Source organism: Collinsella sp. AM43-1 (assembly GCF_003467925.1).
Lineage (GTDB): Bacteria > Actinomycetota > Coriobacteriia > Coriobacteriales > Coriobacteriaceae > Collinsella.
On the sequence record NZ_QSFR01000015.1, the window covers coordinates 1 to 26,354 of the forward strand.

Below are 26,354 nucleotides of genomic sequence, written 5' to 3' on the forward strand. Positions count from 1 at the left end.
GGCCCGTTCAGGCTGTTGCGTTGAGATTGAAAATCAACCCAAAGCTGCTCGACAATTGAAAATTCGAACCGCACAAGTGACCCAATATTCAGCAGTGTTCCGACGAGCAAATATTCATTTCGCGCCTCAGGCAATCTAGCGCAGCGGCATCAGTTAGAACGCCATGACTCTCTAGGAGTTCGATAAGTTGAGCGAAAGTCTAAAATTCCATCGCCAAAGTAACTCCTAAAATCAAAGGGCCGTTGCCGATAACAACCAAACAACGACCCTCCTTTGTCATCGCCTCACGTAGAGCCCACGACAACTGCATCACTAACTGGATGTTAACCTAGATGCGCAGTAATTGCGCATCCAAAAAAGTTAATCATGTAGCAAATACTCTTCGCGTTGAAACTAATGCGAAGCATTTTCGCGTCCGTGCACGAGAATGCGCAATCAATATGCGGAAAGGCAAAGATGATTCACCTAGCTAACAACCATCCAGTCACTACCGACAGTACTCGAAATCTTCGAGGAATCGCCGATGCACACGATGGTCGCCGAAGCGCCGGGCACATACTTGGCCTCAAGAACGGAAACACCTTGCTCCTTAAGCCTTAAGGTCGTCTCGGTTATCTGGGTTTTATTCACATCATTTTTGCTGACCAGTTTAACGCCATTGCCATCATTTTCATTCAGGCAGGATACAACCGTATTGTAATCGGCCCAATAACAGTACTCCCCAGAAAGCCATCCAAGCTCAGTGGCGCATATCGATCCAGTCGCAGAAACCGTCTTTGGAAGCAATCCGTAGCGCTGCCTTTCCTCAAATTCAAGAACATCGCAAAATACGCGATTAGCATTAAGTAATCTCGTTCCACAATAGTCCCCGTAAAACGGCGCAAAATGATTGCGGATAGTCCGCGACAACATACAGTAATCGTAGGTGTAGTAACACTTGAAGATTCGTAGGGCGTCTCCCCCTGCCCCTTCGGCAGAACGGGCGAATTCAACAAGAAACTGGTCCCACATGCGCTCAATATAGGGAATTGCGAGTTTAACGCTATCCATATCAGACAAAGGAGCATCGCTCGTCTGCTGCATTATTCCAGTGGTTTTTGCCAAATGGAAATGAGCTGCCATGCGCTCGATCGTTCGGATAAACTCGGGCCGATTCCCGTCCTCAATCGCCATAATTGCAAAGAAAACACTTCTCAACAGAAGATCACTTGAAAATCGCTGAGGTAAGAGATCGCCATATTCGCGCTCGTATGAGAAGAGCCTGGCCTCACCCGTATCGATTGAAGAGTAACCAAATACGGAGTCCGAAGGAACGACATATGATGGAGCGGCATTTGAGTACACACGGCTAAACTTAATTTGATAACGCTTAAAAAAGGTTGAAATCCAAAAGGTCACAACACCAAATAATGCCAGCTCAAACTCAAAGGCAATACTCGAAGTATCAAGCACATCTAGCCCCTGGCCTCCGAGATAGCCATCGATAACAAAGTGATCGAATGCGACGGACAGCAAAAGAGACATGAACGCCTCGAATGAGAAAGGAAGAGTCCGGTACCGCAATTTACCCCTTGCATGCTTGATTACCCCAAGAAACAACCAATAGAAAAGGGTAGGCATGTATCGCAGCGAAGGACCTGGAACTGAAAACGCATCGCAAATCGCAGCCATAATAAACACCGGGAGCTGGCAACAAATTGTTGGAGCGAGAATTCGGTAGGCAACGTTCAGCCTGCCCGACTCATCGGAGGGATACAGTTCTTCGACGGTGTATTGCCCTCCGATCGCCAAGGGCCCAGCAAAGCGGACAAGCTGAACGCTCGACAAACCGATAGAGACATAAAAGACAATCCAATGAATAGTGACCGATTCCACCTGTAAACAATCTCCTCAGGTCATACGCTTGCGATTAATTGTAGATAGACAGAATTGAACAGGAAGCAACAATATTTGAAACTGTTGTTTTGCGCACCCCGGATCAACCAACATACCCCAGAAAGGTCGCTGATGTTGACTGGGGTTCCCGTAAAACCCCAACAAAAAATGTGCGGAGTGCCGGCCTGAAACTGCCTTCGGACCCTATTGGCTGCACACCGAGAGGCTCCGCTATGAAACGCCCCCTTTACCACCCGCTCTGTGCGACCGCGTGCACGTCCATGGTCAACGCGACGATGCCTATGGCAGCCATTGCAGAGGGGGTTCAGCCTCAGAAGGCCGCCGAGCAGCAGGCGCAAGCCGTGAGGTCGAGCTCAGCGTTGCTTTTGAATGCAGAAAAACGAGTCCGAACGCAGCGGCGTCCGGTCCTCTTGGCAGGTCCCATCTTGGGTTGATGTCCACAAAACTAGCCCTTGCGGTCGGTTAAACAAGTTTGAGCAGCCTTTGATACTCTCCGGGATCACGCATACGCATAATATCCATGTATGTTCTGCTTTTTGCGACCATGATATCGTCGAACTTGGATAGGCCGTGCCCGCTCGCTCTTGTGACAACCATGCGGTCGTCGCAAAAATATGAAAGGAAGGTGTCCTTGCCGGGATGGTGTATCCGTCGGACGTCGAGCACGTTCCGGAAGTCATAGTAAAGTGCGGCGTTGGCGGTTTCCTCAAGTTCAGGCAGTCTGTCGATGCCTTCAAAGCGGCAAGGATAAATTAGCAGCAAGTTTTTCGAATGACTGATTGAGCGAAGAAGTCCTCGGGCCTCACGGTCTTCTTCGCTCAATTGTTTATTACTCTCAGTTTTTAGAAGCTCGTCAAGCTTGGCGAGGCTGTAATCCCTGAGAATTGCATGCAGGCGTAAGCCTCTCTGTTCTTTTACATGACTTCTGCAAAGTTGTTCTAAAGTTATTCCGCGGTCTGAAACTCGCCTTGACGAAGTGAGACTTACGGCGCGCATCATGGATTTTCCGAAGATGAGCTTGAAATCTAACTGATACGCGTCTGATACCGCATCACACTCCCCATTTGCCTCGGATACGGGCGCATGAAACTCCGCACCTCTGGTCAGTTCCTTGAAAGCGTTAGAGTGGTTGATGAGCTCGCGCGTCCATTCCTCGTATGTATATAACGGACGCCCAGAATAGTCTTGCATGAGGTCCTTAACAAACAATTCTGGGGTAATCATTGCGGATTTAAGTCTCTCGGCTCCGGGAACGGCTTCAATAAGCCTCTTATCTATCACTGTGGCCTCCTCTTTGCGGTAGTTTTACGGATGTTGACGGAAGCCGTTCCAGCAGGGTACGCCAAAGTTGGCCGAGCGAGCGGCCCGTCCTGGCTCGGAAGGGTCCGTGCCTTCGCCTAGAATACGCGCACCATGGCGCGTTCAGGCCGCTTTCGGGGTTATCCTGGCCGTTTCCATGGCAACCTCGCGCTACTTCTCGGAGAGGAAGATGGCCGAGTTGCACGACGCGGCGCTGCGAAGGGGAGCATCGTGCTGTCATGACTGGGCCGAGCTGGAAAAGACTGCCGGGAAGATGGTCGAATCCAGCCTTGAGCTTGCCGACAGAGTGGAGTCGGCCTAGGATATCGATAGATTCCGGATCCTGGACACAGGGGCCAAGGAGTCCATTACACCAACTTTCGCGACACTACCGTTCTTGTCATATCATTCTGATGTTCGGCTCGAGTTTCAGAGGCATCGTTCCGCGACCGCGTGAAGGCACATCAATTGTTACCTAGTGATCGGAATTGGCCGATATCGATTTAGTATTTATGGCTATGAATAATCCAGCGCTAAAGCCATCGTTTACCGAGCACTCAAGCGTTTAATCTTCCTATAAATCTTAGCCTCGTCGGGGGCAATCGGATCATTTGGAAACGCCTTTTGGGCTCTCGCTACGTAGGAAAGAAAGTTCCCATAGCGAGAAAATGCAGAAGGGTCAGCATCACCCGAGGGGCATAGCCTTCTTCCCTTAATACCGAGTGGTGAATAATGTTGATATAGAGCGGAGACGCGCTTTTTTGATGCGTGTCTCCCCTCTCCCTCATTAGAACGCGCAATCGCAGTGGCCGCCTCACGGAGACGTTTGTGGTACTTTCCAACCGTAGACTGTCGAAGTCTTACAATGCGCCCGTCAAAGTCAAACCCCAGGAAACTGACTTTCTGCGCCGGATGTGCACCGGAATACGAAAGAACCTCACCCGCGCAAACGCTTTCAAAATCAAGCTGAGCAACTCCGTTGCCATCAACCCGGAACACCTTGGTTTTCTCAGATTGCAGTTTAACGGAATCGACATCGGCCATTAGATTGATTGCCTCTACAAGTGCATCAAAGCCAGATTTTGGAACGGCAATAATAAAGTCATCGCAATAACGAAGATACAAGCCACCAACCCGTTCAACGGCAAGCCTGACCTTCATATCGATATCGGTCATATAGATGTTAGCGAGCACTCCACTTGCAGCAAGACCCTGAGGAATGCCGAGATCAATACCCGTTCGCCGCCACGGCCTGGTGATGACTTTACTTTTGTTTGCAAGAAACTCAGACCTTGGCAAGATAACATCCAGCTTATTAAGTTCACGAATAGACTTGAACCGAAGTTCGATAGCCGCTTCATTGATCATTTTCTCCCGAGTAGGATCGATTACTGGCCATGGAAATTCATGTCGAGCAGCCAAATCAGCAATAGGCCAGCACGAATAGCGAAGGATATTTTTAATAACTTGATAGTGATCGTCCGGCAAGCGTCCACTGGGAAACAACGAACGCAACGACGCTATTAGATGGGCATGATTTAGGTTGTCGAAGAAGCTCTCGAAATCACCCGTAAGCACAAAAGCCGAATCTTGCTCACGCATATAGTCGAATGCCTTTTTAGCTGAGGAAATATTGCTGCCAGCAGTTACGGCGCTGTCTGATGAAAGCGAAGAGCGGTACGCTACGGCAACCTCATTAAACTCTTCGGCAATAGCCTTCTTGTTATATAAGTCCGACCACAGATAAGAGTAGTACTGGAAGACGCGGTGATCGAAATGCGAGGCATAAGCGATATTGCGAACTTTGCAGCTTCGCTTACCTCCACGATACCGAACAGTAATGATCTCGTTGGAAATAAGAGGGTAGAACGCATGATGAGAAACGTACCCTGAATCTAAAATCTTGGCCTGAACTTCGGCAAAAGAGGCCCTATGATCGAAATGGGCATATGAACTTTTGGAACTATATCGAGGAATACGAGCGATATCGAACTCGGCCAAAATACCCCCCAAATAAATCAACCTGTCCGGATCAACAAGCGGCGGCTAACCCTCCCCGGACAGGCTAATCAAAGGCGCAGCAAGTGCAACCAACGCTTTCGCGGCCACCTAAAACAATGCTTGCCTATGGCATACTAGACGAAAGCGAGGAATTGGTACTTATGACCATCGAGGCTCTTATCCAGCTAGCAGCAGGCAACGCTGGTGTCAATGTTGCGAACGTCGGAATTTCGTCGTTTGCGATATTGACGGCAGTAGCGTACCCCATCGCCAGTTCGCGATGGGCAGTTAGCTTTATTCCCCATTCTTGCTTTGCTTAAACAGGATATAAGAAATCGGCTCATGCAGTTAACAGCGCCTTGATGCACACCCAATTGTCTTGACGGCGGTCGCATCGAAAATGCTGGTGCGCCTCTACGGATACAAGGACTCCTCCATCTAATGCATGCACGCTAATGCATGCACACGGTCCGCGAGACAATATCACCGACAAGACCGTGAAAATCCCGATGTGCATAATCCAGGAGTTTGGATGCACAGACGGGTGGATTGTCATTGTTCAGATTGGTCGCTTCGCGCTCCTCGCCGACGGGCACATCGTTGAGGGCAAAGACATCAGCGCACAGCGAGGCCGAGGACCAACTCCCTCCCCCTCCCCCCAACATTCCCCAGAAAGATCGCTGATGTCGACTGGGGTTCCCGTAAAATAAACCCAATAAAATATGTGCGGAGTGCTGGCCTGGAGCTGCCTTCGGACCCTATTGGCTGCTCACCGAGAGGCTCCGCTATGAAACGACCCCTTTACTACCTGCTCTGCGCGATCGCGTGCACGTCCATGGTCGGCGCGACGGTGCCCATGGCGGCCATCGCAGAAGCCATGCAGCCTCGGGCAACCGCCGAGCAGCAGGCGCAAGCCGACGCCACGAGCAGCGACACAGGCAAGGCCGAAGACGGCACCAACACAAGCGCGACAGCAGATACCGTAGAGAACAGCACCTCACCATCCACCGACACCAGTGCCGTCAACACGGAAAGCGCCGACGGCACCGCCGCCGCAACCGGCACCCCCACCTCATCCCTCCGAGCCCAAGCCAATCCCACGCCCGAGGCGATCTCCGCCGCGTCACAAACCGGCTACGCCCATTCCGCCACGGCAACCCAAAACGGCGTCACCTTCACCGTCTCGTGGAACGACGCCCCCGCGGGCACCGCGACGACCTTCCACGTAACCCAGGCCAACGGCTCGTCCCAGGCCAAGGCGCGCATGGACGTGCCCACCTATTGGGACGGCGGTAGCCAGGAAAGCGTCTGCGACCCGTCGCGCGCGGCATGGGCCGGCTACTACAGCCTGGGCACCGCGGGCCACGACTTCACCTTCGACTTCACGGCATCGGGCACGTACCGCATCCACTTCTACTTTATGGACAACGACAGAAACGACCCCCAAAACGACAAGGGGATCTACTACCTGCGCACCACCGCGGAGGTGACCGTAAACGACGTCGCCCGCCCAAACGTCACGCAGATCGTCAACGGTGCCGTAGCCCAGTGCAGGCAACAGACAAACGGCTCGGAATACGACATGGCGCCGTGGCTCCACGACTGGACGCTCGACCAACTGGAGTACGACCACAGCCTCAATTGGTGCTCGGCCGAAAGCGGCCTCACGCGCCGCTAGGGCACCTGCGAGAGCTACCAGTGCATCTACTTGAGCTAGGCTAAGGGCCTATAAATCACGTCAGTCTCCAGAACCTCATCCATTACGGACATGAGCCGATCGTCCATCGGCACGTCAAGAATCTCAATGAGCTCTATCCCCGGTTTCAAAAATTTGGCATAGCCGAGATTAATTTCGATTTTCTCATCCTTATTATTTATAAGAAGCACATGAGACGATGAAGAAAATAGATTCAAACCGCCTTTAGGCTCAAGCGTGAACGTTATCCAGTCATTAGACGAAAGTAGTCCCAGCGAATCCATGGCGACGATAGATTCAAATGAAATTGTGCCCCCATTGTATGTCCAAGAATCATCTTCTGAGGTTTTAAGGAGAACCGGGATTGGAGTAAGTACCGAATTGGGCCCCACTTTCGCCCATAGACAGCACCGAAGAATTGAAAACAGCTGATTCGCTTCTTCCGAATCCATTTGTTCGAGTATTTTCTTCGTTCTTTTAGAGCGCGCGCGACCTGATGATACTTCCTGCGAAATCAATTTTGCCCATATTTCCCTCAGATCATCGTCATAGGCTGTCTGAGCTCCCTGAATGTCAAGATCAATGCAGGACTCCGGCAGTTCATCAACTCTATTCGAATCTGACATTCTTCCCGCGCGCTCAAGAACATTTAGCAAATTATCTGCCTGAGAAGCGCTCGTGTTATAACCATGGGCCACTAAACATAGCTGGCCATCAGTAAAAGTCGGAAACGCCCGTTTATAGATTGCAACAACATCCGCTATAGAACTCGCTTCGATACTCCGCATCTCCGCCTCGTCACGCGCGGCCCCAATGGGGTTAAGAGCCTTACGTGCGTTACGAATAAACCGCGCAGGGAACGACGCAAGATCACCGCGTCCATTAAAGCCTAGGTTAACAGTTGGTTGAAAGGACACGTCATTTGTCGAAATATTTACAGCGCCCGCCTGGGCATTAACTTTGATATCGTTATTATGCAAGTCATTCATTGCGTCTCCCCTCATCAGGTAATAAGCGCTCACGCCTGAATTCCACTCATTCCCGTAAGCAACAAATAAGCAGTTAGTTTTGAATACTTCTATACAATTACACAATTATCGAAATGCGTAAAACTATGATTCATCTGAACGTACGCACTAAAGATGTTAACGCACTTTGTAGGTTGATTTCCGATCTCAGCCGAACACATTGAGCTGACGGCACGCTCCCGCAGTTAGCCGAACGCCCCCTAGGCCCCATCCGGGAACCGGGGGCGACATTTTCCCAGTTGAAGGAACGGTGGAAATGTGTTTGATAGGTCCGGTGGTCATGCTCCGCCCGCCGCCCGGCACCTCTTCCCAGACTCAGCCGGACGGTCGGTCCGTCTATTCCGTTTTTCTTCTAGGCTAGGCCAGCCAGTGGGGCATCGCCCCTCTCTGCGCGTGCCCCCTCGATGAGCCGCGGTGTCAGGTCGAGATCGCCGAGCGGCACGTCCCCCACGCCGCAGGCGTCCAGCAACGCCACCGCGTCCTCCCCGAGCATCGCCCTGAAGGCGCGCGCGGGCGCCGCGAAGCCAAGCGCGCCGCGGGGCTCGGAGTTCACGTGCGACATGGCCAGCGCCAGGTCGGCCATGACCAGACGGAAGGCCGTGGCGTGCATGTTGAAGGCGATCCACGCGCGGAAATCGCGCGAGGCATGCGGCAGGAAGGCCGGGGGTGGTGGCGGACAAGTTGGAGTCGATGCAACTCGGAGCGGCCGCGAGGACGGTGCGCGACGGGTTCGTCGAGACGCTGGCCTACACGGAATTCCCGCCCGATCACTGGCGCCGGATCAGGACGAACAACGGGATCGAGCGCATCAACCGCGAGATCAGGAGGAGGACGAGGGTCGTCGGGACTTTCCCGGACGGCAACTCGGCCCTCATGCTAGTGACGGCGAAGCTGAAGTACATAGTGGAGCACGAGCGGGGCAAGAGGAGGTACCTGGACATGTCAAAGCTGGAGGAGATGGACGAGCTGAGGGGAAAGGCGGAGGGCTAGAAGAGGACGGGGCCGAGGACGGCTAAATCAATTTGCGAAAAAATCTTGACGGTACCTTTCCTTAAACGTCAGTCTTTAAATGACAGGCTTATTTAAGGCCATTTATATCCAGCATGCCGCCATAAAAGAAAGAACGCCAGGGTGAAAGCCCACCCCGGCGCCCATAAAAAAACATCCAATGATGATGTAAAGCTTATCCACTAATAAAATCTGACATGGGACAACATCTAAGGCAAATGCCACATTCGCGACATTTGTCACCATCAACAATAGGAACAACATACCCATATTTGTCGCATGTAGGTTCAATGGCGTTGAACGGGCACGCCGTTCCACAACACAAACAACCGCAGCAGAGAGAGCTTTCTATTACTACCTCCACAGTCTGCTTATATTCCATTATCCCTTCCTCACGATTCTCTTAATTGAACCATAAAGACCAGAAGGCAGCATCTGTTTTGCAAGACGTTTAACAGTCAACCTTGGCTTAAGGGTAGTATCAAACAACGCCTCAAGATCTCCATAAGACCTATGGTTGGCAATCGCGCAAAGCAGATCGTCCCTCGATGTTGGCCTAACTGTCGGGCTATTCAAATTATGGTTTTCCCTAGAGGCAAGCTGTATATTGGAAACAATATATTTGCATTCCCTAGAAGAATACCGCTTGAAAAACTGCACCCCCTTCAAGCTGTTAACCAAGAGCAGGGAAACACCATTCGGGTCGTAAAAATCAGGATGAGCAGACTCAATACCCCAATAATCTCCTATCGTAAAGTCAGTTACACGCTCGCGCTTGGAAAACGGGCATTTATAGCATGACTCTCTGTACGTCTCTCCCCTGAGAAAGGCTGCATAATATGGATCATTATCGCCCGGCTCACATACCTCTATTTTTTTACCGTTCCTGTAGTAGTAGTAGTAGTAGTAGAGACCCCAGCCTTTTTTCTTCGTACGAAAACGAAATGAATGGATTCCGTCATCCGCTTTTTGCTTACGCGCCAACCAGAGCTGATGAGCCCGAAATAGCTCATTATTAGGGGCACCATGACAGATAAGGTCGCAGAGCAGCAATCGCTTAAGAAAAGAATCTGAATGCAACTTCAACTGAACGTACGCCAACACGGCAGCGCACTGACACGGAAGCCCGACAAACATAACAAGCCGGTCTGATTTCAAGCACTCAACCACGGAATCAAATATGCAAGAGATGTCACTTTGAACATAGGCGCTGCCCTGCAAACTAGCAAGCTCCTGAAGCGTTTCTGCCTTTTCATGAGCGACAAATCCTCCATCCTGCATTTTTGCCCCAAAGACGATACCGCCCATTGCAATAATCGGTCGAGCCAGGACAGAGAAAGCTCCTCCAGAAGCGGCGCGCTGAAGTGATACTTCATCCCGATCTTTAATAGCATAAACAGCAAGGGGCTCATGAAATTCCATTAACTACCTCCTAGATACTTTCAAAAAGACTGCCGATAAGAGCGTAGAGATTCTAGATCTGTACAACATAAAAGTACCGAATATAGAGAATACGAGGCTCAAAGCATTTAAATCAAATGACCCAGAGAAATAAGCTGCAGAACAGACAATCAAAAGCACTGCTGGAAGAAGGAACGAACGAAGCTCAACAGAAATACCAATTCTCTTTTCAAGAATTGCGCATCGAATGACAATGTTCAATATGAAAGAAATTAAAACCGATAAATTTGCGCCAAAGCAGCCAAAATATTCAGTTAAGGGATATACGAGAATGCCATTCGCAATACATGAAATGACCATCGATACGCCAATAGTCTTTGTATCCTTGATGACATAAAAAATGTTTCCAATGAATGTAGAGACCGCACTCACAACCGCAACCCAAAGAAACGAAGGCACGACAGAATATGCAGCTGAATATGACGAACCCACAAGGATAGGAAATGCGAGAGAGATCACCGGAAGAAGAACAGCTGTACTCGACAAAAGAAATCCGGTGTATTGTGAAATTGCACGAGAATAAAATGAAGCGGGCTTAATTTCACTCGTAAAAGCGACATCCTGCCAGGCAAGTGTAAAACAAGTCGTCGCCAATGCAACCGTCGATCCAAATTTTGAACCTATCGCAAAGACGCCATTTGCCGAAAGTGAAAGCACCGTCGATACTGCAACGCGACTCAAACTTGTAAGAAACCAGTAAGCAACAGAGTTAATACCCAACGGGGCAGAATAAATGAACAAATCACGCACTTGGTTTGAATCTGGTTTATGAATATGATTCCACATTTCCATACGGCAAAATAGATACACGCATTGAATCGTAAAACCCGCTGCGTACGAAATATATAAAGATTCATAACCCAAATGAAGGAGCAGAATCAAAAATAGGTTCAGGCCCACATTGAGCAAAGTGCAAAGAACACCCGAAATGGCAAAATCAACATTATTCCCCTTGCCTCTGGCAATACCGGAAAACATTGACTGGCAGTTAGTTGTCACTCCATAAATCAAAATCAAACCGAGCGACGGGATATCAATGAACAGAGAGAGGCCGAGGGCAATTAATATGTATAAGATGGTAGAAACAGCAAAAATAACCCAACCAGATGCAATTACTTTCCAGGGCGCCTCGCCCTCTAGATCGTCACGCATCATACGCATGACACTTGACCAGATATCACAGTACAAAAACGAGGTCAGTAGAGTGGCGTATGTAATCGACAAGTCATAGTAGCCATAGTCCTGAGTCGGAAGCACATTTGTGTAGAGAGGAATTAGCAATAGGGTAATTATTTTACTCATCGAGCTACCCACAAAAAAGATACCGGTCGATTTTGCAAACGAAAGGAATCCAGAACTCTTGCTATTAACTAAGGTATCTCCCAAATCTACAACGCCTCCTCAAGGAATGCGATGCTCTTTTTCCGCATCTCATCCAATTTCTCGGTAGCATACTCGAAGTCAATTTGGCGCTCATACATGGCAATGTCCTGTTGTGAAGCCAACATCCGATCCTCCGTGCCAGTCAGCGCAAGAACACTCGCAATGCGAGTGCTAAAGCGTTCAGGTGCAATGGCGGTAAACGGAACTCCAAAATTCAAAGAATACGCTGTCGCATGAAAAGAGTCAGTAATCACATATGAAGCATTGAGAAATAGACCAACAAACTCCTCAACAGACGGGGCGATGAGTGTCTTGGCAGATTTCATGACATCATAAATGCCGTATGAGATTTTAACTACATTCAAACCATACTTCTTTGCGACCGCCTCGACGTAGTCAACGAATGCCTTGCTCTTGTTAAGTTGATATACAAGTAAATAAGGGCCATCAATTCCCTCAGGCATCTTGGCAATGGATTCCCAATCATGCTTATTAAGCATGAGGGTTGGGTCCAAGACCAGCTGCGCATCGCTGAATCCTAAATCATTTAAAATCCCAATTCCAGATGATTCACGCATGGAAATAGCCTTGTATTGCGACAAAGCCTCCTTCATCAAAGGCTTCTCCCAATCATCAACTTCATTTCTTCCGATGCTTGCGGCAAAAGAAATACGCGGTTTCCCCTCCGGTGCAAACGTAAGATAGAAAGGCTTTTCGAAGCCATTGTTCCAAACACTATTCCAAACCTGATCAGAACCGGTGCAATATACATCCGCTACAGGGGGATAAAGTTCGAGCTCATCGGCAGAGCGATACATACGCTTAGAAAGGTGAAGATACTTAGACCTAAAATCATCAAACGGTTTCCTTTGACGCTTAACGATCGCACCCATAGGAACAGAGAGCAAACGCTTCAACCAAGGAGCCCTATCCCAAACACCTTGAAACTTCTGCATTCTTCTACCCATAAATGCTTTCTCAACTGCATACTCAGGCAGATTATCTGCTCGATAGTAATCAATAACCTCAACTTCCCATCCGAGCGATTCAAATATTTTTTGAGTCGCAAAGGTTTGCAAGCAGGACCCGTAATTTGAAACGGTGTGCAGGGTAATCAAAGCAACTTTTGACATAAATTATCCTTTCTTAGCAAGATAAACAGCTTTGTAAACAGGCCTCGCAAAACAATATGTAATAGCCTGTATTTTTTTGTAGCCAGGAATATCCTCATTCCGGATAACGCTTCCGAGAAAACGTTTTGGCTCCTTTAGAACAACATTTGCGATTTCATTCGGCATTTCGAGGTCTCTTACGGCAAACGCATTGTAAACAGCGACCTGAGAAAAAAAGCATGAAGTCTCAGCGACATTAATCAAAGCAGGCACATGCCTGCGGATATATTCGAGCTGTTCATGGGATGCCTCGATTGGAAACACGTTAACACGAGAACTTCTCGATATACTTCCTTCTCTATGCCGATAGTAATATAACGGCCTATCCTCATAATAAGAACAATTTGATCTTAAAATTAAGCGATAGCACATGAATTGATCTTCGGAGTTCTTGCCTTCCGGAAACGCCAGGCCTTTAAATAAGCTGGCAAGAAATAACTTTCCGTTCATTGACATATCAAAGGAACGGTACGAGTTTAGAGCTCGAGCAGCCTCAATCGGCCCAAGGCGTTTACTCGTAAAAGCCGGACGATTTTCATGGCTAGACTGTCCACCGCAATCGATATATCGCCCAGAAATGGAAATATCGGCATTAAACTCATTGGCATTTGAATACATAACAGATAAATAGTCGGAATCAATGTAGTCATCTGAATCAACAAAAGCGATATACATACCATTCGCCGCAGCAACTCCAGTATTGCGCGCGCCAGCAAGACCCCTATTCGCTTGGTCAATAATCCGAATACGCGAATCCTTTTTCGCATAATCAGCAAGAATCTCTCGCGATCTGTCCGTAGAACCATCGTTCACCGCTACTACTTCAAAATCGGCATAGCTTTGCGCAAGAACACTATCTAAACAATCAGGCAAATAATCCTCAACGTTATAGACAGGGATTATCAAACTTATATTAGGAGATCTCATAAGGAGCCTTTCATTAATATGGAGTGATATGGGACGACGTTATTGCCATTCCACATCCCGATTGTGATAGCGATATACACGATATATAGAACAACAATCACCAACTGAATCAGGAACTTCAATTTGATATTCGATATCGAATCGATTGCCAGAGGCAAAAGAATTACAGAAGGCAGAGAAAAAACCCAGCGCAAACGCTGAGAAAGCGGAATCAGACCGGATAAGATTGCAATTGATGTCGCAACAAGCTGGCACCAGAGAAGAATACGATAGCGTTCGGAATAAGCACCGCCATACAGCTTAGGCACAATCGCGGAAAATAATAGGACCACGACATTCAACGCGATAACGACATTCCCACTTTCGCCCGTATCAAAGATGGATCCGATATAGCCAGCGTATTGAGTTTTGGCAATGATGGTATTAACGAAAGATGCAATGGGGACCTTAAGAAGCAAAAATCCCGACACCAAAACCAAACAAATGCATGGAGTAATTTTAAGACGCGGAAAATAGTATGCAGCGATAAATACAAGCGAACTTGAGTGAAACGTGCTCGCTATCGCAACGCAGACCGCAAATTTAACCGGATCTCTCTCCTCTATATAACGAAGCGAAAACAACAAAATGGAAACCGCAAGCATCTGCCTCATGGCGTTCATGTAGATAAACAAATAAGACATCCCAAATAGGAGGAAGACGGAGAATACGGGATGAGAAGATTCACGCATAATGGCAGCATATGTCAACGCGAAAAATGCTACAGAACATACCAGGAATACGGGCAGAGGGTTATCTGTAAAACGAGCGACAAGGTAATTGAGGGCGTAATAGCCGATTTCCATTTCCTGGAACCCCAAACCCGAACGCACACGATAGAAGTAAGGCACGTAAGTATAAAAATAATCTTGCCCAACACCATAACGAAAGCCAGTAAGAATAATGAAAACAAGTGCGGAGGCGACAACGCCCCAGCGCGAATAATCTCGTCCGTCGCGGGCAGAGATTGCAGACCGGGATGTCGCCGCCACTGAGTTCAAAGGTCTCTGAGCTAGTAGCATAAAACCAACCGCAAGCAGAAGGCTAATCCAGTATGGAGCCAATAGACTCAAACCTCCCTGTAGCAGCAGCCAAATAAAAATCCGTCATCTTTTTCGTGTTATCCCTAAAATCAAAACCGTGAATAGCGGCGCAATCTGCATAGGCTCTACGATTGATGCACGATGATGCGCCAACGATTTGTTGTGCCCAGGCAACGGGACCAGCATTCAAATCTAAAAACTCTGTAATATCAGAAATGACAACTTCTTTCGTAATCTCAGAGGAAAAATAGCTCGGTAAACCGCTGCATTGCGCCTCAATTCCCACCAAGGGAAGACCCTCGAACAGGGAGGGCAAAACAAATGCATCCATAGCTGAATAGTAGGCCTGGGGCTCATCAGTAACAGACTGAAAGATAACCTTGCCATTCAGCCCTTTACTAGAAACGAGATTTCGTATCGAGCCCTCACGTTCGCCGGTACCCACCAGCAATAGACAGCTATCTGGTTTCAACCGAACAATCTCTTCAAAAATCTCAATCAAAAACTGATGATTTTTCTGCAAATTAAAGCGACCCATATGACCAACCAACAATTGTCCCGGAACAATCCCCAAGCTGCGCCTAATACGATCGCGATCATCTTGATTAAATGAAAACCGCTCAGAATCAATTGCATTCTTAGCTAAATAGAATTGTCTATCGCCAAAAAGATATTTGCCCGCTTCTGTAGAACACGCAAGGCGAATATTCGCGTGAATTCCAGCAGTCTTAAAGAGCAGTTTTTTTGTATACCCCTTTGGTGTTCGAAGATAGGAAGCTCCGTGGCTATGTGCTATGCGGGCACGTACGCCAGCATTCTCGGCAGCAAACAGATAAAGGCCCGCAAGACTCGCGGCATGGCCATGAACCACATCCCATTTGTTTTCAGAGTAAAACCTCTTTAGCTCGCGCCAATAAGAGATAACATTCTTATTATCCAAAACAGGCAAACGATAAATACGGCCTCCAAGCTCCTCTATCTCATCATCGAAGAACCCTCGTGAATTGTGATGGACTAGAAAGTCAAAATGCACAGTATCGCGATCAATAATTCGATACATATTCATGATGTAGTTTTCAATACCGCCAGAATTCATATCTGGAACAGCATGAAGGACTTTAATCATCGCTCCTCCTGAGCATATTCGTATATACAAAGCCACGCAGGCAATTGGGCATCAGGCAAACAATCAGTTGGGGCAAAAAGGAAATCAGGAAATCTGCTACCGTAAAATAACCAATACGCAACTGAGCAGATTTGAACTTCCAAACATGAGCCAAATAACCCAGGCCTCCGCGCCTCTCATAAAAATCAGGACTAACTCTCATGGCCACAAGCGTTTCGTGAAGATTCTCAGCTCGGCAACCAGCTGCAAGCATTCGATTAAATAAATCCCAATCTTCGAAATACAGATACTCGGAACTGTAATTGCCCGCTTTCAACACCTTGGATCGTTTGAATGTCATTGGCGGATGACGAAATGGATTTCTACGCTTTGAACAAGCAATAATTTTGTTGAGACCTTCGGGGAGATCCGTTCGTGCAATCGGCTTGTCAGGAGACTCGACGAATTCAATTACTTGACTCCCAACCATATCAAGACCATCTTGAATCGCCTTTAGTTGTTTCTCCATACGATCAGAACGTGCAATATCGTCTGTATCCATACGTGCAACAATATCGTTAGTACAAGCAACTATTCCCCTGTGTAACGCATAGCCAAGACCGTGGTTTTCCTCGTAGGCAATAAAACTAAAGATGCCAGGATAACGGCGGTCATACTCAGCCAGAACTGAATCGAGTTCTTTTGTTAACGGTCCATCCTTAACCATAACGATTTCCGCAGGTGGAATCGTCTGGTTAATAATGCTGTCCAAAGAAGCACGAAGATACGCAGGGTTCTCCTTAAGATAAATGCTCATGAGAACGCTATAAGCCTGAGAAGCCATCTATCGCCCCGTCCTCTTCTTGCCGAACATGGCACCAAAGGTGCCAGTGAAGCATTTCCAGTCCATGCGGAAGCAGCGATTACACACGTAGCGGAGCTCGATCTTCTGGCGTAAGCCGCTCTCGAAGGTCGCGGCGTTTCGGTCAGTCGCCTGCCAAAGCCCAGTAATGCCAGGCTGAACAGAAAGCAGCTCGGCCTTCTCCCCGTCAGTAAAATGTTGTTCAAGTTCATCCCTTGTGATGGGACGCGGGCCAATTACAGACAGATCACCGTTTAGCACATTGAGAAACTGCGGCATCTCGTCGATAGAACATTTACGAATGAATTGACCAATCTTGGTGATGCGGGGATCATCATCGACCTTGCGCTCGACTTCCCACTGATGCAGCTGCTCAGGGCTCAGATACTTCTGCACGTTGCCAGCATCGGCGACCATGCTGCGAAGCTTAAAAATCCTGATTGTCTTTCCGCCCTTGCCAACGCGCTCTTGCGTATACATAGGACTGCCGGGCGATTCAAGGCTAATGAGCGCACACACTACAGCAAGAGGAATCAGCAGCAGAACACTCATCAAAAGACTAAACACAAGGTCAAACAGTCTCTTGACGATGCGATATCCAAGCGTGCCGCTCGGCTTTATCCGATTGAAGGCCAGCGCACCCACCGTTGATGTACAACTCTCTGTTACCTCTTTAGCAGCCACAATAAAACTCACGTTCCTGTCCCCAGGAACCCCCCCATCTATGAATCCAAAAACCAAATGAATTGCTGGTGCAACGTCTCCCTTACGTTTTGCTGGGAACGTCAAGCGGTAGCAGCTCCCTAAATGCGGAGTCACCCTCGCCAACGTCTACCAGGCACCAGCGTTTATGACGGTCGATCTTTTTAACGCGGGCCTCTTGCCCCACCAAGGGACCCTGCTCTATGTGCAGCACGCCGTCTTCTATTCGGGCGACGCTGTTGCGCACCACGCCGTTGTCGTCGAGCACGCTGCGGTACCAGTCCTGCGCATCGTCCGGCATGGGCGCATAGGCCCGCTCCCTACTGCCGGCAATGCGGCAGCCAAAGCTCAAGTGGGCCAAAGCCTTATCGAGCAGAGCGGCATCGCGCGTGGCGACGAAGAAGTATTCCTTGTACATGGGTTTGGTTTGGAGCGACCAGGCGCCGTCCCGCTTAAACCAGAACTCCTTTTGCATCACAAAAGCGTCCTGCATCAGCTTGTGCGGGATAATGCGGCGGACCTTTTCGCAGGTCTCGCGCTCTTTACCGTTGGGAGTGTGGACCAGATACCAGCGGACGCGGCCGTGCTGGCTGTTGGTGGTGGCGCCGCTAAAGGCACCGGGCAGCTGCTCTTGGCGCCGCATTGTCTGTTCCATCTCTCGCCCCCTTAACTTGCATCCGCGACGCACGCGGATGCAGGGGCGTTAAGAACAGGCTTCTCGCTCGCAGCTAGGCGCAGTCGCAAAAGTACAGTTTTTTGTATCTTTCGACGTTGCTCATTATACGAGCAAACTGCTCGCGTTTTCCCAGATTGCACAAAATGCGCCGCGAATGGGTGCATCTCCATACGCCCCTACAAAAACCTGTACCTTTTTGCACAACAAAAAAGCCGCTCTAACCAGCGGCTTTTCTTCTATAGACAACAAAAAAGGCGACCGCCCGCGAGGACGATCGCCTTTGTTAATTCTTGTATAGTTTGTGCTAGGCGCGAGTCTTGATCTCCTCGAGCACCTTGGCCACAAACTCGTCAACGCCCATCTGAACGGTCTCGTTGGAACGATCGCGGACGGAAATGTTGCCGGCCTCGACCTCCTTTTCGCCCAGGATGAGCATGTAGGGCACGCGGTCGATGCTGCGGGCCTCGCGGATCTTGTAGCCGATCTTCTCGTCGCGGTCGTCGCAGACCACGCGAATGCCGGCCTCCTCCAGCTTGGCGCACACCTCGTGGGCGTAGTCGCGGCTCTTCTCGGAAACCGGAAGTGCCTTGACCTGCACGGGAGCCAGCCAGGTGGGGAACTTGCCCGCAAAGTGCTCAATCAGAATACCGATGAAGCGCTCGATGGAGCCAAAGCACACGCGATGCAGCATGATGGGGCGCTTCTTGGTGCCGTCGGCGTCCACGTACTCCAGGTCAAAGTTGAGCGGCATCTGGAAGTCGAGCTGGACGGTGCCGCACTGCCAGGTACGGCCGAGCGAGTCCTCCAGGTGGAAGTCGATCTTGGGGCCATAGAAGGCGCCGTCGCCCTCGTTGACCTCGTAGTCCATGCCCAGCTTCTCCAGAGCGGTGCGCAGGCCCTCCTCGGCGCGAGTCCAGTCCTCGTCCGAACCCATGGAGTCCTCGGGGCGGGTGGAAAGCTCAACGTGGTACTTAAAGCCAAACTTCTGGTACACGGAGTCGATGAGGTTGACCACGCCCACGATCTCGTCGGTCAGCTGGTCGGGACGCACAAACAGGTGGGCGTCGTCCTGGTTAAAGCAGCGCACGCGGAACAGGCCGTGCAGGGCGCCGCGCAGCTCGTGGCGGTGCACCAGGCCAATCTCGCCGGCGCGGATGGGCAGCTCGCGATAGGAGTGCGGCTTGGAGGCGTACACCAGCACGCCGCCCGGGCAGTTCATGGGCTTAATGCAGTACTCTTCGTCGTCGATGACGGTGGAGTACATGTTGTCCTTGTAGTGGTCCCAGTGGCCCGAGGTCTTCCACAGCTGCTTGTTCATGATGAGCGGCGTGGAGATCTCCACGTAGCCGGCCTTGTGGTGGATCTCGCGCCAGTAGTCCAGCAGCGTGTTCTTAAGGATCATGCCGTTAGGCAGGAAGAACGGGAAGCCGGGGGCCTCGTCGCGCATCATAAAGAGGTCCATCTCGCGGCCGATCTTGCGGTGGTCGCGCTTCTTGGCCTCCTCCAGCATGTGCATGTGCTCGTCGAGCTCTTCCTTGGTGGCAAAGGCGACGCCGTTGATGCGGGTGAGCATCTTGTTGTCCTTGTCACCCTTCCAGTAAGCGCCCGAGACGCCGGTGAGCTTAAAGGCCTTGAGCGCCTTGGTGTAGCAGATGTGGGGGCCGACGCACATATCGATGTAGTCGCCCTGCTGGTAGAAGGTGATGCGGGCGTCGTCGTCCAGGTCGCCGATGTGCTCGACCTTGTACTTTTCGCCGCGCTCCTCCATAAGGGCGATGGCCTCGGCGCGGGGCTTCTCGTACACGGAGAACTTGAGGTTCTCCTTAACGATCTTCTTCATCTCGGCCTCGATCGCGGGGAAGTCGTCCTCGCTAATCTTAACGCCCTCGGGCAGGTCGACGTCGTAGTAGAAGCCGTTGTCGGTCGCGGGGCCGTAGGCAAAGTCGGCCTCGGGGTACAAGCGCTTGATGGCCTGCGCCATGATGTGCGCGGCGGAGTGGCGGATGACGTGCGTGACCTCGTCCTGCGGGAGCTCGGCCACCGAACCGTCATTGTAGAGTGCCTTCATGGGTATGTTTTCTCCTCTCGGATGCCTGGTGCAAGTGCGTGCGATGCGCTCGGCATTTTTGACTTGCATCATTATAGGCAGGTTGCCTTGGTATACAAGCGCCCGCCGCACCTTAATGGCACGGCGGGCGATTTTCTACGCATGCTTCATCGTGTGGGGCGGGGCTGCGGAGCGCGCGTGCGGTTTGCGGCGTGCCCGTGGCTTGCGGCCGGCCCGGCGATGGATGCGCTACTGGATGCGAGTTCGGCAGTAGAGGCAGACCTTCCAATGCGCATCGAGCGGGCGATGGCAGCTGGGACACACGTTGCGAACCTGGGTATCGCACACCGGGCAGACGACGAAGTCCTTCTCGATGGGCGCCCCGCACTGCGGGCAGGTGCCGTACTGGGCAAGCTGGCGCTCGCGCAGGGCCATGTCCAGCTCCTGCTCCTCGCGGTCGGATGCGTAGGAGTGCGGGCGCAGGACCAGGTAGGCGATGAGGCCTACAAACGGGATGAGGGCGATGATGCCCCATGCCACGTAGGCGCTGGCGCCGCGGCGGCGGGCATCGATGAACACATAGACGACCGACAGCACATACAGGGCGATGATAAAGCCAACGAAGGCATAGACGACGCCCATAAGCTGCGGCGACATGAGCTCAGAGATGTACTTGGACATTACGGGTACCTTTCGGAATATTTACAGTCCGGTCAAGTTTACCACGGGGTTTGTTTATATGGGACCACGGCTAGGGGCGGGGCTGGTGCGGACACAAACATCTCAATCTGTAACAGGTGGAGGCGGAATCCGGGTATAGGTGTTACAGATCGAGACACAGGGGTCCCTCCCCGACTTCAATCTCGATCTGTAACATCTTGGGCCCCAAAATCCCTCTTACTGTTACAGATCGAGACATTCAAAATCCGCCGGAAGGTTTGTCTTGATCTGTAACATCTAGAACCCAAATCCTCGTCTAACTGTTACAGGTCGAGACAAACGGTTGCCGTAGCTGTCGGCAGACGAGCTTGTCGACGTTGCTGGATCTCCCCTCGTCTGCCGTTGGCGGGTGTTGCGGGGCTGTTCGCCGCATTGCCGCCGCGCTGGGGGTGTGCAGACCGTAGGATAGTCTTATTGACAGCCTGTCAACTTATCTGGGAGGCACCGTGGCAGAAACGTTTGATATCGCAATTGTGGGCGCGGGCATTACCGGGTGTGCCATCGCGCGGCAGCTCGCGCGATTTGACCTGTCCATTTGCGTGGTCGAGGCGGCCAACGATGTCGCCCTAGGCGCATCGAAGGCCAACGGCGGCCTGGTACACGCCGGCTACGATCCGTCGCCGGGCACCGTAAAGGCGCAGGTCAACGCCCGCGGCTGCGAGCTATATGGCACGTGGGCCCAGGAACTGGGCTTTTTGTTTTGCCGCACCGGATCCATGGTGCTGGGATTTAGCGACGAGGACCGTGCGCAACTGGAGAAACTGTCCCGCAACGGCCACGCCAACGGCGTGCCCGAACTGTCGATTATCGGCCCCGGGCACATTCACGAGCTGGAACCACGCGCAAGTGCCAAGGCGACGTGCGCGCTGTGGTGTCCCTCCACTGGCTTTGTGGATACGTTTGAGGTCGCCATCGCTGCGCTGGAGAACGCCGTCGCCAACGGCGTGACATTTATGCGGTCTGCGCCGGTGGAAGCGATTGAGGTTGCTGGCGGCGAGGCTACCGACGGGGCTGTGCGCTTTACGCTGGCGACGCCCGCCGGAGAGGTGCGCTGCCGCTACCTGATCAACGCCGCGGGCAACGGCGCCGCGGACATCTCGCATATGGCGGGCGCCGAAGAGTTTCAGATGGTCTGGCGCCAGGGCAACATCGTGGTGCTGGACAAGGAGCCGCGGGCGCTCATGCCGCTCTACCCCGTTCCCACGCCGGTGTCCAAGGGCGTTATCGTCACGGGAACCGTGCACGGCAACACCGTGATTACCGCGACGGCCGCCGTGCGCGAGCCGGGCGACACGCAGACCTATGCGAGCGATGTAAACGCGCTCCTGAACGGCGCGCGCAAGCTGGTGCCCGACCTGGAGACGCACCGCGTGGTGCGTGCGTTTGCCGGCGGGCGTCCGGTCATTCGGGGAACGAACGACTTCTTTATTGGACAGTCGGCCGTGGTGCCGGGGCTCTTCCAAGCGGCGGGCATTCAGTCCCCAGGCGTGGCGAGCGCGCCTGCGATTGCCGAGCGTATAGAACTTGTGATGCGTGAGTCGGGCGTGGAGCTGCGCGAGCGGGCGGACTGGAATCCAATTCGCCGCGAGCCGGACGACTTTGACCGCGCACCGCTGGCGCGCAAGGAGGAGCTGATCGAGTCCGACCCCGCGTGGGGGCAGATCGTCTGCCGCTGCGAGACGGTGCCCGAGGCCGAGATAGTGGCCGCGATCCGACGCCACCCGGGCGCGGTTTCGGTCGAGGGCGTCAAGCGCCGCTGCCGAGCCGGCATGGGTCGGTGCCAAAGCGGCTTTTGCCAGAGCCGCGTGGTGGCGATCCTGGCGCGCGAGCTGGGCTGCGACCCCAGCGAAGTGCTGTTGGAAGATGCCGGATCTTGGTTGGTCGAGGGACCGCTGAAGGGGGTGCGCTAGAATGGCGACGTTTGATATGCGCGACGAACGCGCGGAGGCGAGCGCCGTGGCAACGCAAGCCTTCGACGTGGTCGTTATCGGCGGCGGACCTGCCGGCATGGCGGCCGCGCTTGCCGCGCAAAAGGCCGGTGCGCGCGTGGCCATCGTGGAGCGCGAGCAGCATCTGGGCGGTATCCTGCGCCAGTGCATCCACCCCGGCTTTGGCCTGTCGCACTTTAAACAGGAGCTCACCGGTCCCGAGTACGCGCAGCGCTTTATCGACCAGGTGCACGCAACCGACATTGCGCTGTTCCTGAACAGTATGGTGCTTGGGATTGATTCAGGCGAGCCGACGGGAGCCACCGCGGTCCATACCGTCACGCTCATGAGCCCTGCCGGCATGCTGCAGCTCACCGGGCGCGCGGTCGTCCTTGCCATGGGTTGCCGTGAGCGCACCCGCAGCGAGATCAAGATCCCCGGCAGTCGTCCCGCCGGCGTGTTTACGGCCGGTCTGGCGCAGCGATACATCAATATCGAGAACCTCAAACCCGGCTCGCGCGCCGTCATTTTGGGTTCGGGCGATATCGGGCTGATCATGGCACGTCGCTGCACGCTCGAGGGGATTTCGGTCGAGGGCGTGTACGAGCTCATGCCGTACGCCAACGGACTGCGCCGCAACGTCAAGAACTGCCTGGACGACTTTGGAATTCCACTGCACCTGTCCACCACCGTCACGCGCGTGATCGGGCACGACCGCGTGGAGGCCGTCGAGGTAAGCCAGGTCGACGAGCACCTGGCGCCCATTGCCGGGACGGAGCACATCGTTCCGTGCGACACGCTGCTGCTTTCGGTAGGTCTGATTCCCGAGAACGAGCTTTCGGTTGCCGCAGGCGTGGAACTTGACCCGCGCACACGCGGTGCCGTAGTTGACCAGAGCCTCCAGACAGGCGTGCCGGGCATCTTTGCCTGTGGCAACGTGCTGCACGTGCACGACCTGGCCGACAACGTGACGACCGAGTCCGAGCGCGCCGGTGCGGCTGCGGCGACGTGGGCGTTGGGCGGCGACGGCGGGGCGAGCGCTGCGGGCACGAGCTGCGAGCTGATGGTCTCCCCTGCCGGCATTGCGGGATACGCGCTGCCGGGACGCATTACGGCTGCGGCGCTCACCAAGCTGAACTTCCGCGTGCGCCGGCCGGTCGATGCCGCCCGCGTGCGCATTCTGGCAGGCGGCGAGGAACTGCTTACAGGCAAGGTCCGCCCGTTTAAACCGAGCGTAATGGAGAGCTTCCCGCTGCCGGCAAAGGTGATTCAGCACGCACTCGACTTGGGTGTTAGCGAGATTGTCCTGTCCGTCGACCCCGTTGAGGAGGCGTAGAGTCATGAGCACAAACGCGATTGAAACGCTGCAGTTCAACTGCACCACCTGCCCATCCGAGTGCCTCCTGACCGTAGAGGTGGAGCGCGACACAGACGGCGCCGTGGCAGAGGTGCACTCCGTAACCGGCAACAGCTGCCCACGTGGCGATACGTTCGCGCATCAGGAGCTCACCTGTCCCATGCGCGTGCTTACCACCACCGTGGCCGTATCCGGCGGCGACGAGGCGCTGCTGCCCGTGCGCACGGCCGAAGCCATCCCGCTCGAACTCCATGCCCAGGCGATGGACCTCATCCGCGGCCTAGTCGTCGACGCCCCCATCCGCATGGGCGACGTCGTGCAGGAAGATCTTCTCGGCACCAACATTGACCTAGTCGCCAGCATGAACATCGATCCAACCTAAGCAGCTAATTTGGGACGGGGCTCTTTTAGCTACCCCGCCATCCACCCCGCCCCTCCTCAATTGCGGTGAAATAGTTCCTGATTTCCGCCAAAACCCCGGCATCCAGGAACTATTCCACCGCAACTATCCTTGGAATCGATATTTAGCTTGTGTCTACTTTAGTGCCATTTCAAAACTATGCCGGATTACGGGGCTGATTCGGAGACCCCCATCCATACCGGCATTTTTCGATTTTTGATAAGCCGTCTACCTGCGGTTTTAATTTCGCAATTTTTCCCATGGTCAAGTAATGCAGGTCCAGCCCCGTAATCCGCCATACTTTTGAAACCAGCCCATTTGGGACGGGTCGCTTATGACTACTTTTACCTATCAGCTCGCATGTTTGATGCAGCTAAAATAGCCCCGTCCCAAATTGACTACCCTGGCGTTGGGGATACCATGGTGACACCCTAGCGAAAGGATGTTTCATGGCACATGTCGATGACCAGCGTGTGGCGAGCGTGCTCGATGCGCTCGAGGCTCAGCGCCCCGGCGCGCAGCTGCTCGTAAACGACCCGTGGTCGATCTATTACCTGACCGGCTTTTATGCCGATATGTTCGAGCGTTTTTGCGGCGTGCTGCTCGCGCGCGATGCCGAGCCGGTGATCTTAGTCAACGCCCTGCATCAGCTGCCCGAGTACGACAATGCCCGCGTGGCCTACCACAACGACACCGACGTCGTGACCAACGCCATCGCTCGCGAGGTCAATCCATCCAAGCCCCTCGGCATCGACACCGTCATGCGTTCCGGCTTTTTGATGCCCCTTATGGATCGTCACGCCGCGAGTGAGTTCTTCCTGGGCGACTTTGCCGTCACCGCCGCACGCACCCACAAGGACGAAGCCGAGCAGGAGCTCATGCGCGTATCCTCGGCCGCAAACGACGCTGTGATGGCCGACGCCATCAAGCTCGTCCACGAGGGCGTGACGGAGCGCGAAATTGCCGACCAGATGCTCGGCCTGTACCGCAAGCACGACTGCGAGGGCTTTAGCTTTCCGCCCATCGTGAGCTTTGGCGCCAACGCCGGCGATCCGCACCACGAGCCCGACGACACCGTACTCAAGCGTGGCGACGTGGTGCTGTTCGACATTGGCGGACGCCGCTGCAACTACTGCTCGGACATGACGCGTACATTCTTTTGGGGCGAGCCGGACGAGGAGACCGCACGCATCTACGACATCGTTCGCCGCGCCAACGAGGCCGCCGAGGCGCTTATCGCGCCGGGCGTGCGCATGTGCGATCTGGACCGTGCCGCGCGCGACGTGATTGAGGATGCTGGCTATGGGCAGTTCTTTACGCACCGTCTGGGACACTCGATCGGCCTGCAGGACCACGAGCCGGGCGACGTCTCGCTCGTCAACGAGCAGGTCGTAGAGCCAGGCATGACGTTCTCTATCGAGCCGGGCATCTACCTCCCCGGCCACACCGGTGTCCGCATCGAAGACCTGGTCCTGGTTACCGAGTCCGGCGTCGAGATTCTCAACGCCTACCCACACGATCCGGTCCGTCTGGACTAGGCAATGCGGCAAAGGCGCTGTCCCTTTGCCGCATCCCACCAACGCTGCACCACGAAAAAGGACTAT

22 protein-coding genes and 1 pseudogene are annotated in these 26,354 nt (G+C 52.8%); 7 read left to right on the forward strand and 16 right to left on the reverse strand.

Features of this window, described 5'->3' with window-relative positions:
- Positions 1-465: 465 nt before the first annotated feature.
- Positions 466-1,875, reverse strand: coding sequence for a hypothetical protein (locus tag DW925_RS07630; protein WP_117790726.1), 1,410 nt, complete (start codon positions 1,873-1,875; stop codon positions 466-468).
- Between the two features lie 483 nt (positions 1,876-2,358).
- Complete coding sequence (locus DW925_RS07640) at positions 2,359-3,177, reverse strand: hypothetical protein (protein WP_117635105.1); 819 nt, start codon at positions 3,175-3,177, stop codon at positions 2,359-2,361.
- Positions 3,178-3,385: 208 nt separating this feature from the next.
- On the opposite strand from DW925_RS07640, the gene DW925_RS10330 reads away from it, so the two are divergent.
- Complete coding sequence (locus DW925_RS10330) at positions 3,386-3,517, forward strand: hypothetical protein (RefSeq protein ID WP_255413169.1); 132 nt, start codon at positions 3,386-3,388, stop codon at positions 3,515-3,517.
- A 224-nt stretch (positions 3,518-3,741) separates the two neighbouring features.
- Here the strand turns inward: DW925_RS10330 and DW925_RS07645 are convergent, their stop codons facing one another.
- Positions 3,742-5,196, reverse strand: coding sequence for a reverse transcriptase domain-containing protein (locus tag DW925_RS07645; RefSeq protein WP_117790727.1), 1,455 nt, complete (start codon positions 5,194-5,196; stop codon positions 3,742-3,744).
- A 787-nt stretch (positions 5,197-5,983) separates the two neighbouring features.
- Between DW925_RS07645 and DW925_RS07650 the strand changes: the two genes are divergently transcribed.
- Entirely contained in the window at positions 5,984-6,874 is an 891-nt protein-coding gene (locus DW925_RS07650) for a hypothetical protein (RefSeq protein ID WP_117790728.1), read from the forward strand.
- A gap of 35 nt (positions 6,875-6,909) precedes the next feature.
- Here DW925_RS07650 and DW925_RS07655 read toward each other — a convergent pair whose 3' ends face one another.
- Complete coding sequence (locus tag DW925_RS07655; protein WP_158565757.1) at positions 6,910-7,881, reverse strand: DUF2806 domain-containing protein; 972 nt, start codon at positions 7,879-7,881, stop codon at positions 6,910-6,912.
- Positions 7,882-8,272: 391 nt separating this feature from the next.
- Positions 8,273-8,530 carry a hypothetical protein gene (locus DW925_RS07660; protein WP_199577060.1) on the reverse strand — a complete coding sequence of 86 codons (258 nt, stop codon included), beginning with the start codon at positions 8,528-8,530 and terminating at the stop codon, positions 8,273-8,275.
- A gap of 107 nt (positions 8,531-8,637) precedes the next feature.
- Between DW925_RS07660 and DW925_RS10365 the strand changes: the two are divergent.
- Positions 8,638-8,776: pseudogene (locus tag DW925_RS10365) on the forward strand (transposase); the annotation flags it as partial.
- Between the two features lie 533 nt (positions 8,777-9,309).
- Here DW925_RS10365 and DW925_RS07670 read toward each other — a convergent pair.
- From DW925_RS07670 to DW925_RS07720, 11 genes are all read right to left on the reverse strand, one after another.
- A complete protein-coding gene (locus DW925_RS07670) occupies positions 9,310-10,350 on the reverse strand; it encodes a Coenzyme F420 hydrogenase/dehydrogenase, beta subunit C-terminal domain (RefSeq protein ID WP_117790731.1) in 1,041 nt (346 codons plus the stop codon).
- A 3-nt stretch (positions 10,351-10,353) separates the two neighbouring features.
- Positions 10,354-11,775 (reverse strand): lipopolysaccharide biosynthesis protein, encoded by a 1,422-nt coding sequence (locus DW925_RS07675; RefSeq protein ID WP_117790732.1) that lies wholly within the window; start codon positions 11,773-11,775, stop codon positions 10,354-10,356.
- Positions 11,776-11,777: 2 nt separating this feature from the next.
- A complete protein-coding gene (locus DW925_RS07680; RefSeq protein ID WP_117790733.1) occupies positions 11,778-12,905 on the reverse strand; it encodes a polysaccharide pyruvyl transferase family protein in 1,128 nt (375 codons plus the stop codon).
- Positions 12,906-12,908: 3 nt separating this feature from the next.
- Complete coding sequence (locus DW925_RS07685; RefSeq protein WP_117790734.1) at positions 12,909-13,871, reverse strand: glycosyltransferase; 963 nt, start codon at positions 13,869-13,871, stop codon at positions 12,909-12,911.
- Positions 13,868-14,974, reverse strand: coding sequence for an EpsG family protein (locus tag DW925_RS07690; protein ID WP_117790735.1), 1,107 nt, complete (start codon positions 14,972-14,974; stop codon positions 13,868-13,870). Before DW925_RS07690 ends, DW925_RS07685 begins: the two co-directional genes overlap by 4 nt.
- Positions 14,955-16,079 (reverse strand): glycosyltransferase family 1 protein, encoded by a 1,125-nt coding sequence (locus DW925_RS07695; RefSeq protein WP_117790736.1) that lies wholly within the window; start codon positions 16,077-16,079, stop codon positions 14,955-14,957. The genes DW925_RS07690 and DW925_RS07695 overlap by 20 nt, the downstream gene beginning before the upstream one ends.
- On the reverse strand, positions 16,072-16,902 hold the full coding sequence (locus tag DW925_RS07700) for a glycosyltransferase (protein WP_117790737.1): 831 nt from the start codon (positions 16,900-16,902) through the stop codon (positions 16,072-16,074). The genes DW925_RS07695 and DW925_RS07700 overlap by 8 nt, the downstream gene beginning before the upstream one ends.
- Positions 16,903-17,616, reverse strand: coding sequence for a sugar transferase (locus DW925_RS07705; protein ID WP_199577061.1), 714 nt, complete (start codon positions 17,614-17,616; stop codon positions 16,903-16,905).
- A gap of 70 nt (positions 17,617-17,686) precedes the next feature.
- Positions 17,687-18,277 (reverse strand): hypothetical protein, encoded by a 591-nt coding sequence (locus tag DW925_RS07710; RefSeq protein WP_147349529.1) that lies wholly within the window; start codon positions 18,275-18,277, stop codon positions 17,687-17,689.
- Positions 18,278-18,602: 325 nt separating this feature from the next.
- Positions 18,603-20,366, reverse strand: coding sequence for a threonine--tRNA ligase (thrS, locus tag DW925_RS07715; protein WP_117790739.1), 1,764 nt, complete (start codon positions 20,364-20,366; stop codon positions 18,603-18,605).
- A gap of 228 nt (positions 20,367-20,594) precedes the next feature.
- Positions 20,595-21,026 carry a zinc ribbon domain-containing protein gene (locus DW925_RS07720; RefSeq protein ID WP_117790740.1) on the reverse strand — a complete coding sequence of 144 codons (432 nt, stop codon included), beginning with the start codon at positions 21,024-21,026 and terminating at the stop codon, positions 20,595-20,597.
- A gap of 485 nt (positions 21,027-21,511) precedes the next feature.
- Here DW925_RS07720 and DW925_RS07725 point away from each other — a divergent pair, with 485 nt between their 5' ends.
- The 4 genes from DW925_RS07725 to DW925_RS07740 all read left to right on the forward strand — a co-directional run bounded on the left by DW925_RS07725 (position 21,512) and on the right by DW925_RS07740 (position 26,288).
- Complete coding sequence (locus DW925_RS07725; RefSeq protein WP_117790741.1) at positions 21,512-22,975, forward strand: NAD(P)/FAD-dependent oxidoreductase; 1,464 nt, start codon at positions 21,512-21,514, stop codon at positions 22,973-22,975.
- A gap of 1 nt (position 22,976) precedes the next feature.
- On the forward strand, positions 22,977-24,329 hold the full coding sequence (locus tag DW925_RS07730) for an NAD(P)/FAD-dependent oxidoreductase (protein ID WP_117790742.1): 1,353 nt from the start codon (positions 22,977-22,979) through the stop codon (positions 24,327-24,329).
- Positions 24,330-24,333: 4 nt separating this feature from the next.
- A complete protein-coding gene (locus DW925_RS07735; RefSeq protein WP_117790743.1) occupies positions 24,334-24,732 on the forward strand; it encodes a DUF1667 domain-containing protein in 399 nt (132 codons plus the stop codon).
- 467 nt (positions 24,733-25,199) lie between these two features.
- On the forward strand, positions 25,200-26,288 hold the full coding sequence (locus DW925_RS07740) for a Xaa-Pro peptidase family protein (protein ID WP_117790744.1): 1,089 nt from the start codon (positions 25,200-25,202) through the stop codon (positions 26,286-26,288).
- The last annotated feature ends 66 nt before the right edge of the window (positions 26,289-26,354 follow it).

Bases quoted from the DNA above. Each gene is read 5' to 3' on its own strand.
- DW925_RS07695 (WP_117790736.1), bottom strand. From the start codon at position 16,079: ATGATTAAAGTCCTTCATGCTGTTCCAGATATGAATTCTGGCGGTATT.
- DW925_RS07720 (WP_117790740.1), bottom strand. From the start codon at position 21,026: ATGTCCAAGTACATCTCTGAGCTCATGTCGCCGCAGCTTATGGGCGTC.
- DW925_RS10330 (WP_255413169.1), top strand. From the start codon at position 3,386: ATGGCCGAGTTGCACGACGCGGCGCTGCGAAGGGGAGCATCGTGCTGT.
- thrS (WP_117790739.1), bottom strand. From the start codon at position 20,366: ATGAAGGCACTCTACAATGACGGTTCGGTGGCCGAGCTCCCGCAGGAC.
- DW925_RS07740 (WP_117790744.1), top strand. From the start codon at position 25,200: ATGGCACATGTCGATGACCAGCGTGTGGCGAGCGTGCTCGATGCGCTC.
- DW925_RS07655 (WP_158565757.1), bottom strand. From the start codon at position 7,881: ATGAATGACTTGCATAATAACGATATCAAAGTTAATGCCCAGGCGGGC.
- DW925_RS07700 (WP_117790737.1), bottom strand. From the start codon at position 16,902: ATGGCTTCTCAGGCTTATAGCGTTCTCATGAGCATTTATCTTAAGGAG.
- DW925_RS07670 (WP_117790731.1), bottom strand. From the start codon at position 10,350: ATGGAATTTCATGAGCCCCTTGCTGTTTATGCTATTAAAGATCGGGAT.
- DW925_RS07730 (WP_117790742.1), top strand. From the start codon at position 22,977: ATGGCGACGTTTGATATGCGCGACGAACGCGCGGAGGCGAGCGCCGTG.
- DW925_RS07710 (WP_147349529.1), bottom strand. From the start codon at position 18,277: ATGGAACAGACAATGCGGCGCCAAGAGCAGCTGCCCGGTGCCTTTAGC.
- DW925_RS07735 (WP_117790743.1), top strand. From the start codon at position 24,334: ATGAGCACAAACGCGATTGAAACGCTGCAGTTCAACTGCACCACCTGC.
- DW925_RS07685 (WP_117790734.1), bottom strand. From the start codon at position 13,871: ATGAGATCTCCTAATATAAGTTTGATAATCCCTGTCTATAACGTTGAG.
- DW925_RS07680 (WP_117790733.1), bottom strand. From the start codon at position 12,905: ATGTCAAAAGTTGCTTTGATTACCCTGCACACCGTTTCAAATTACGGG.
- DW925_RS07660 (WP_199577060.1), bottom strand. From the start codon at position 8,530: ATGCACGCCACGGCCTTCCGTCTGGTCATGGCCGACCTGGCGCTGGCC.
- DW925_RS07650 (WP_117790728.1), top strand. From the start codon at position 5,984: ATGAAACGACCCCTTTACTACCTGCTCTGCGCGATCGCGTGCACGTCC.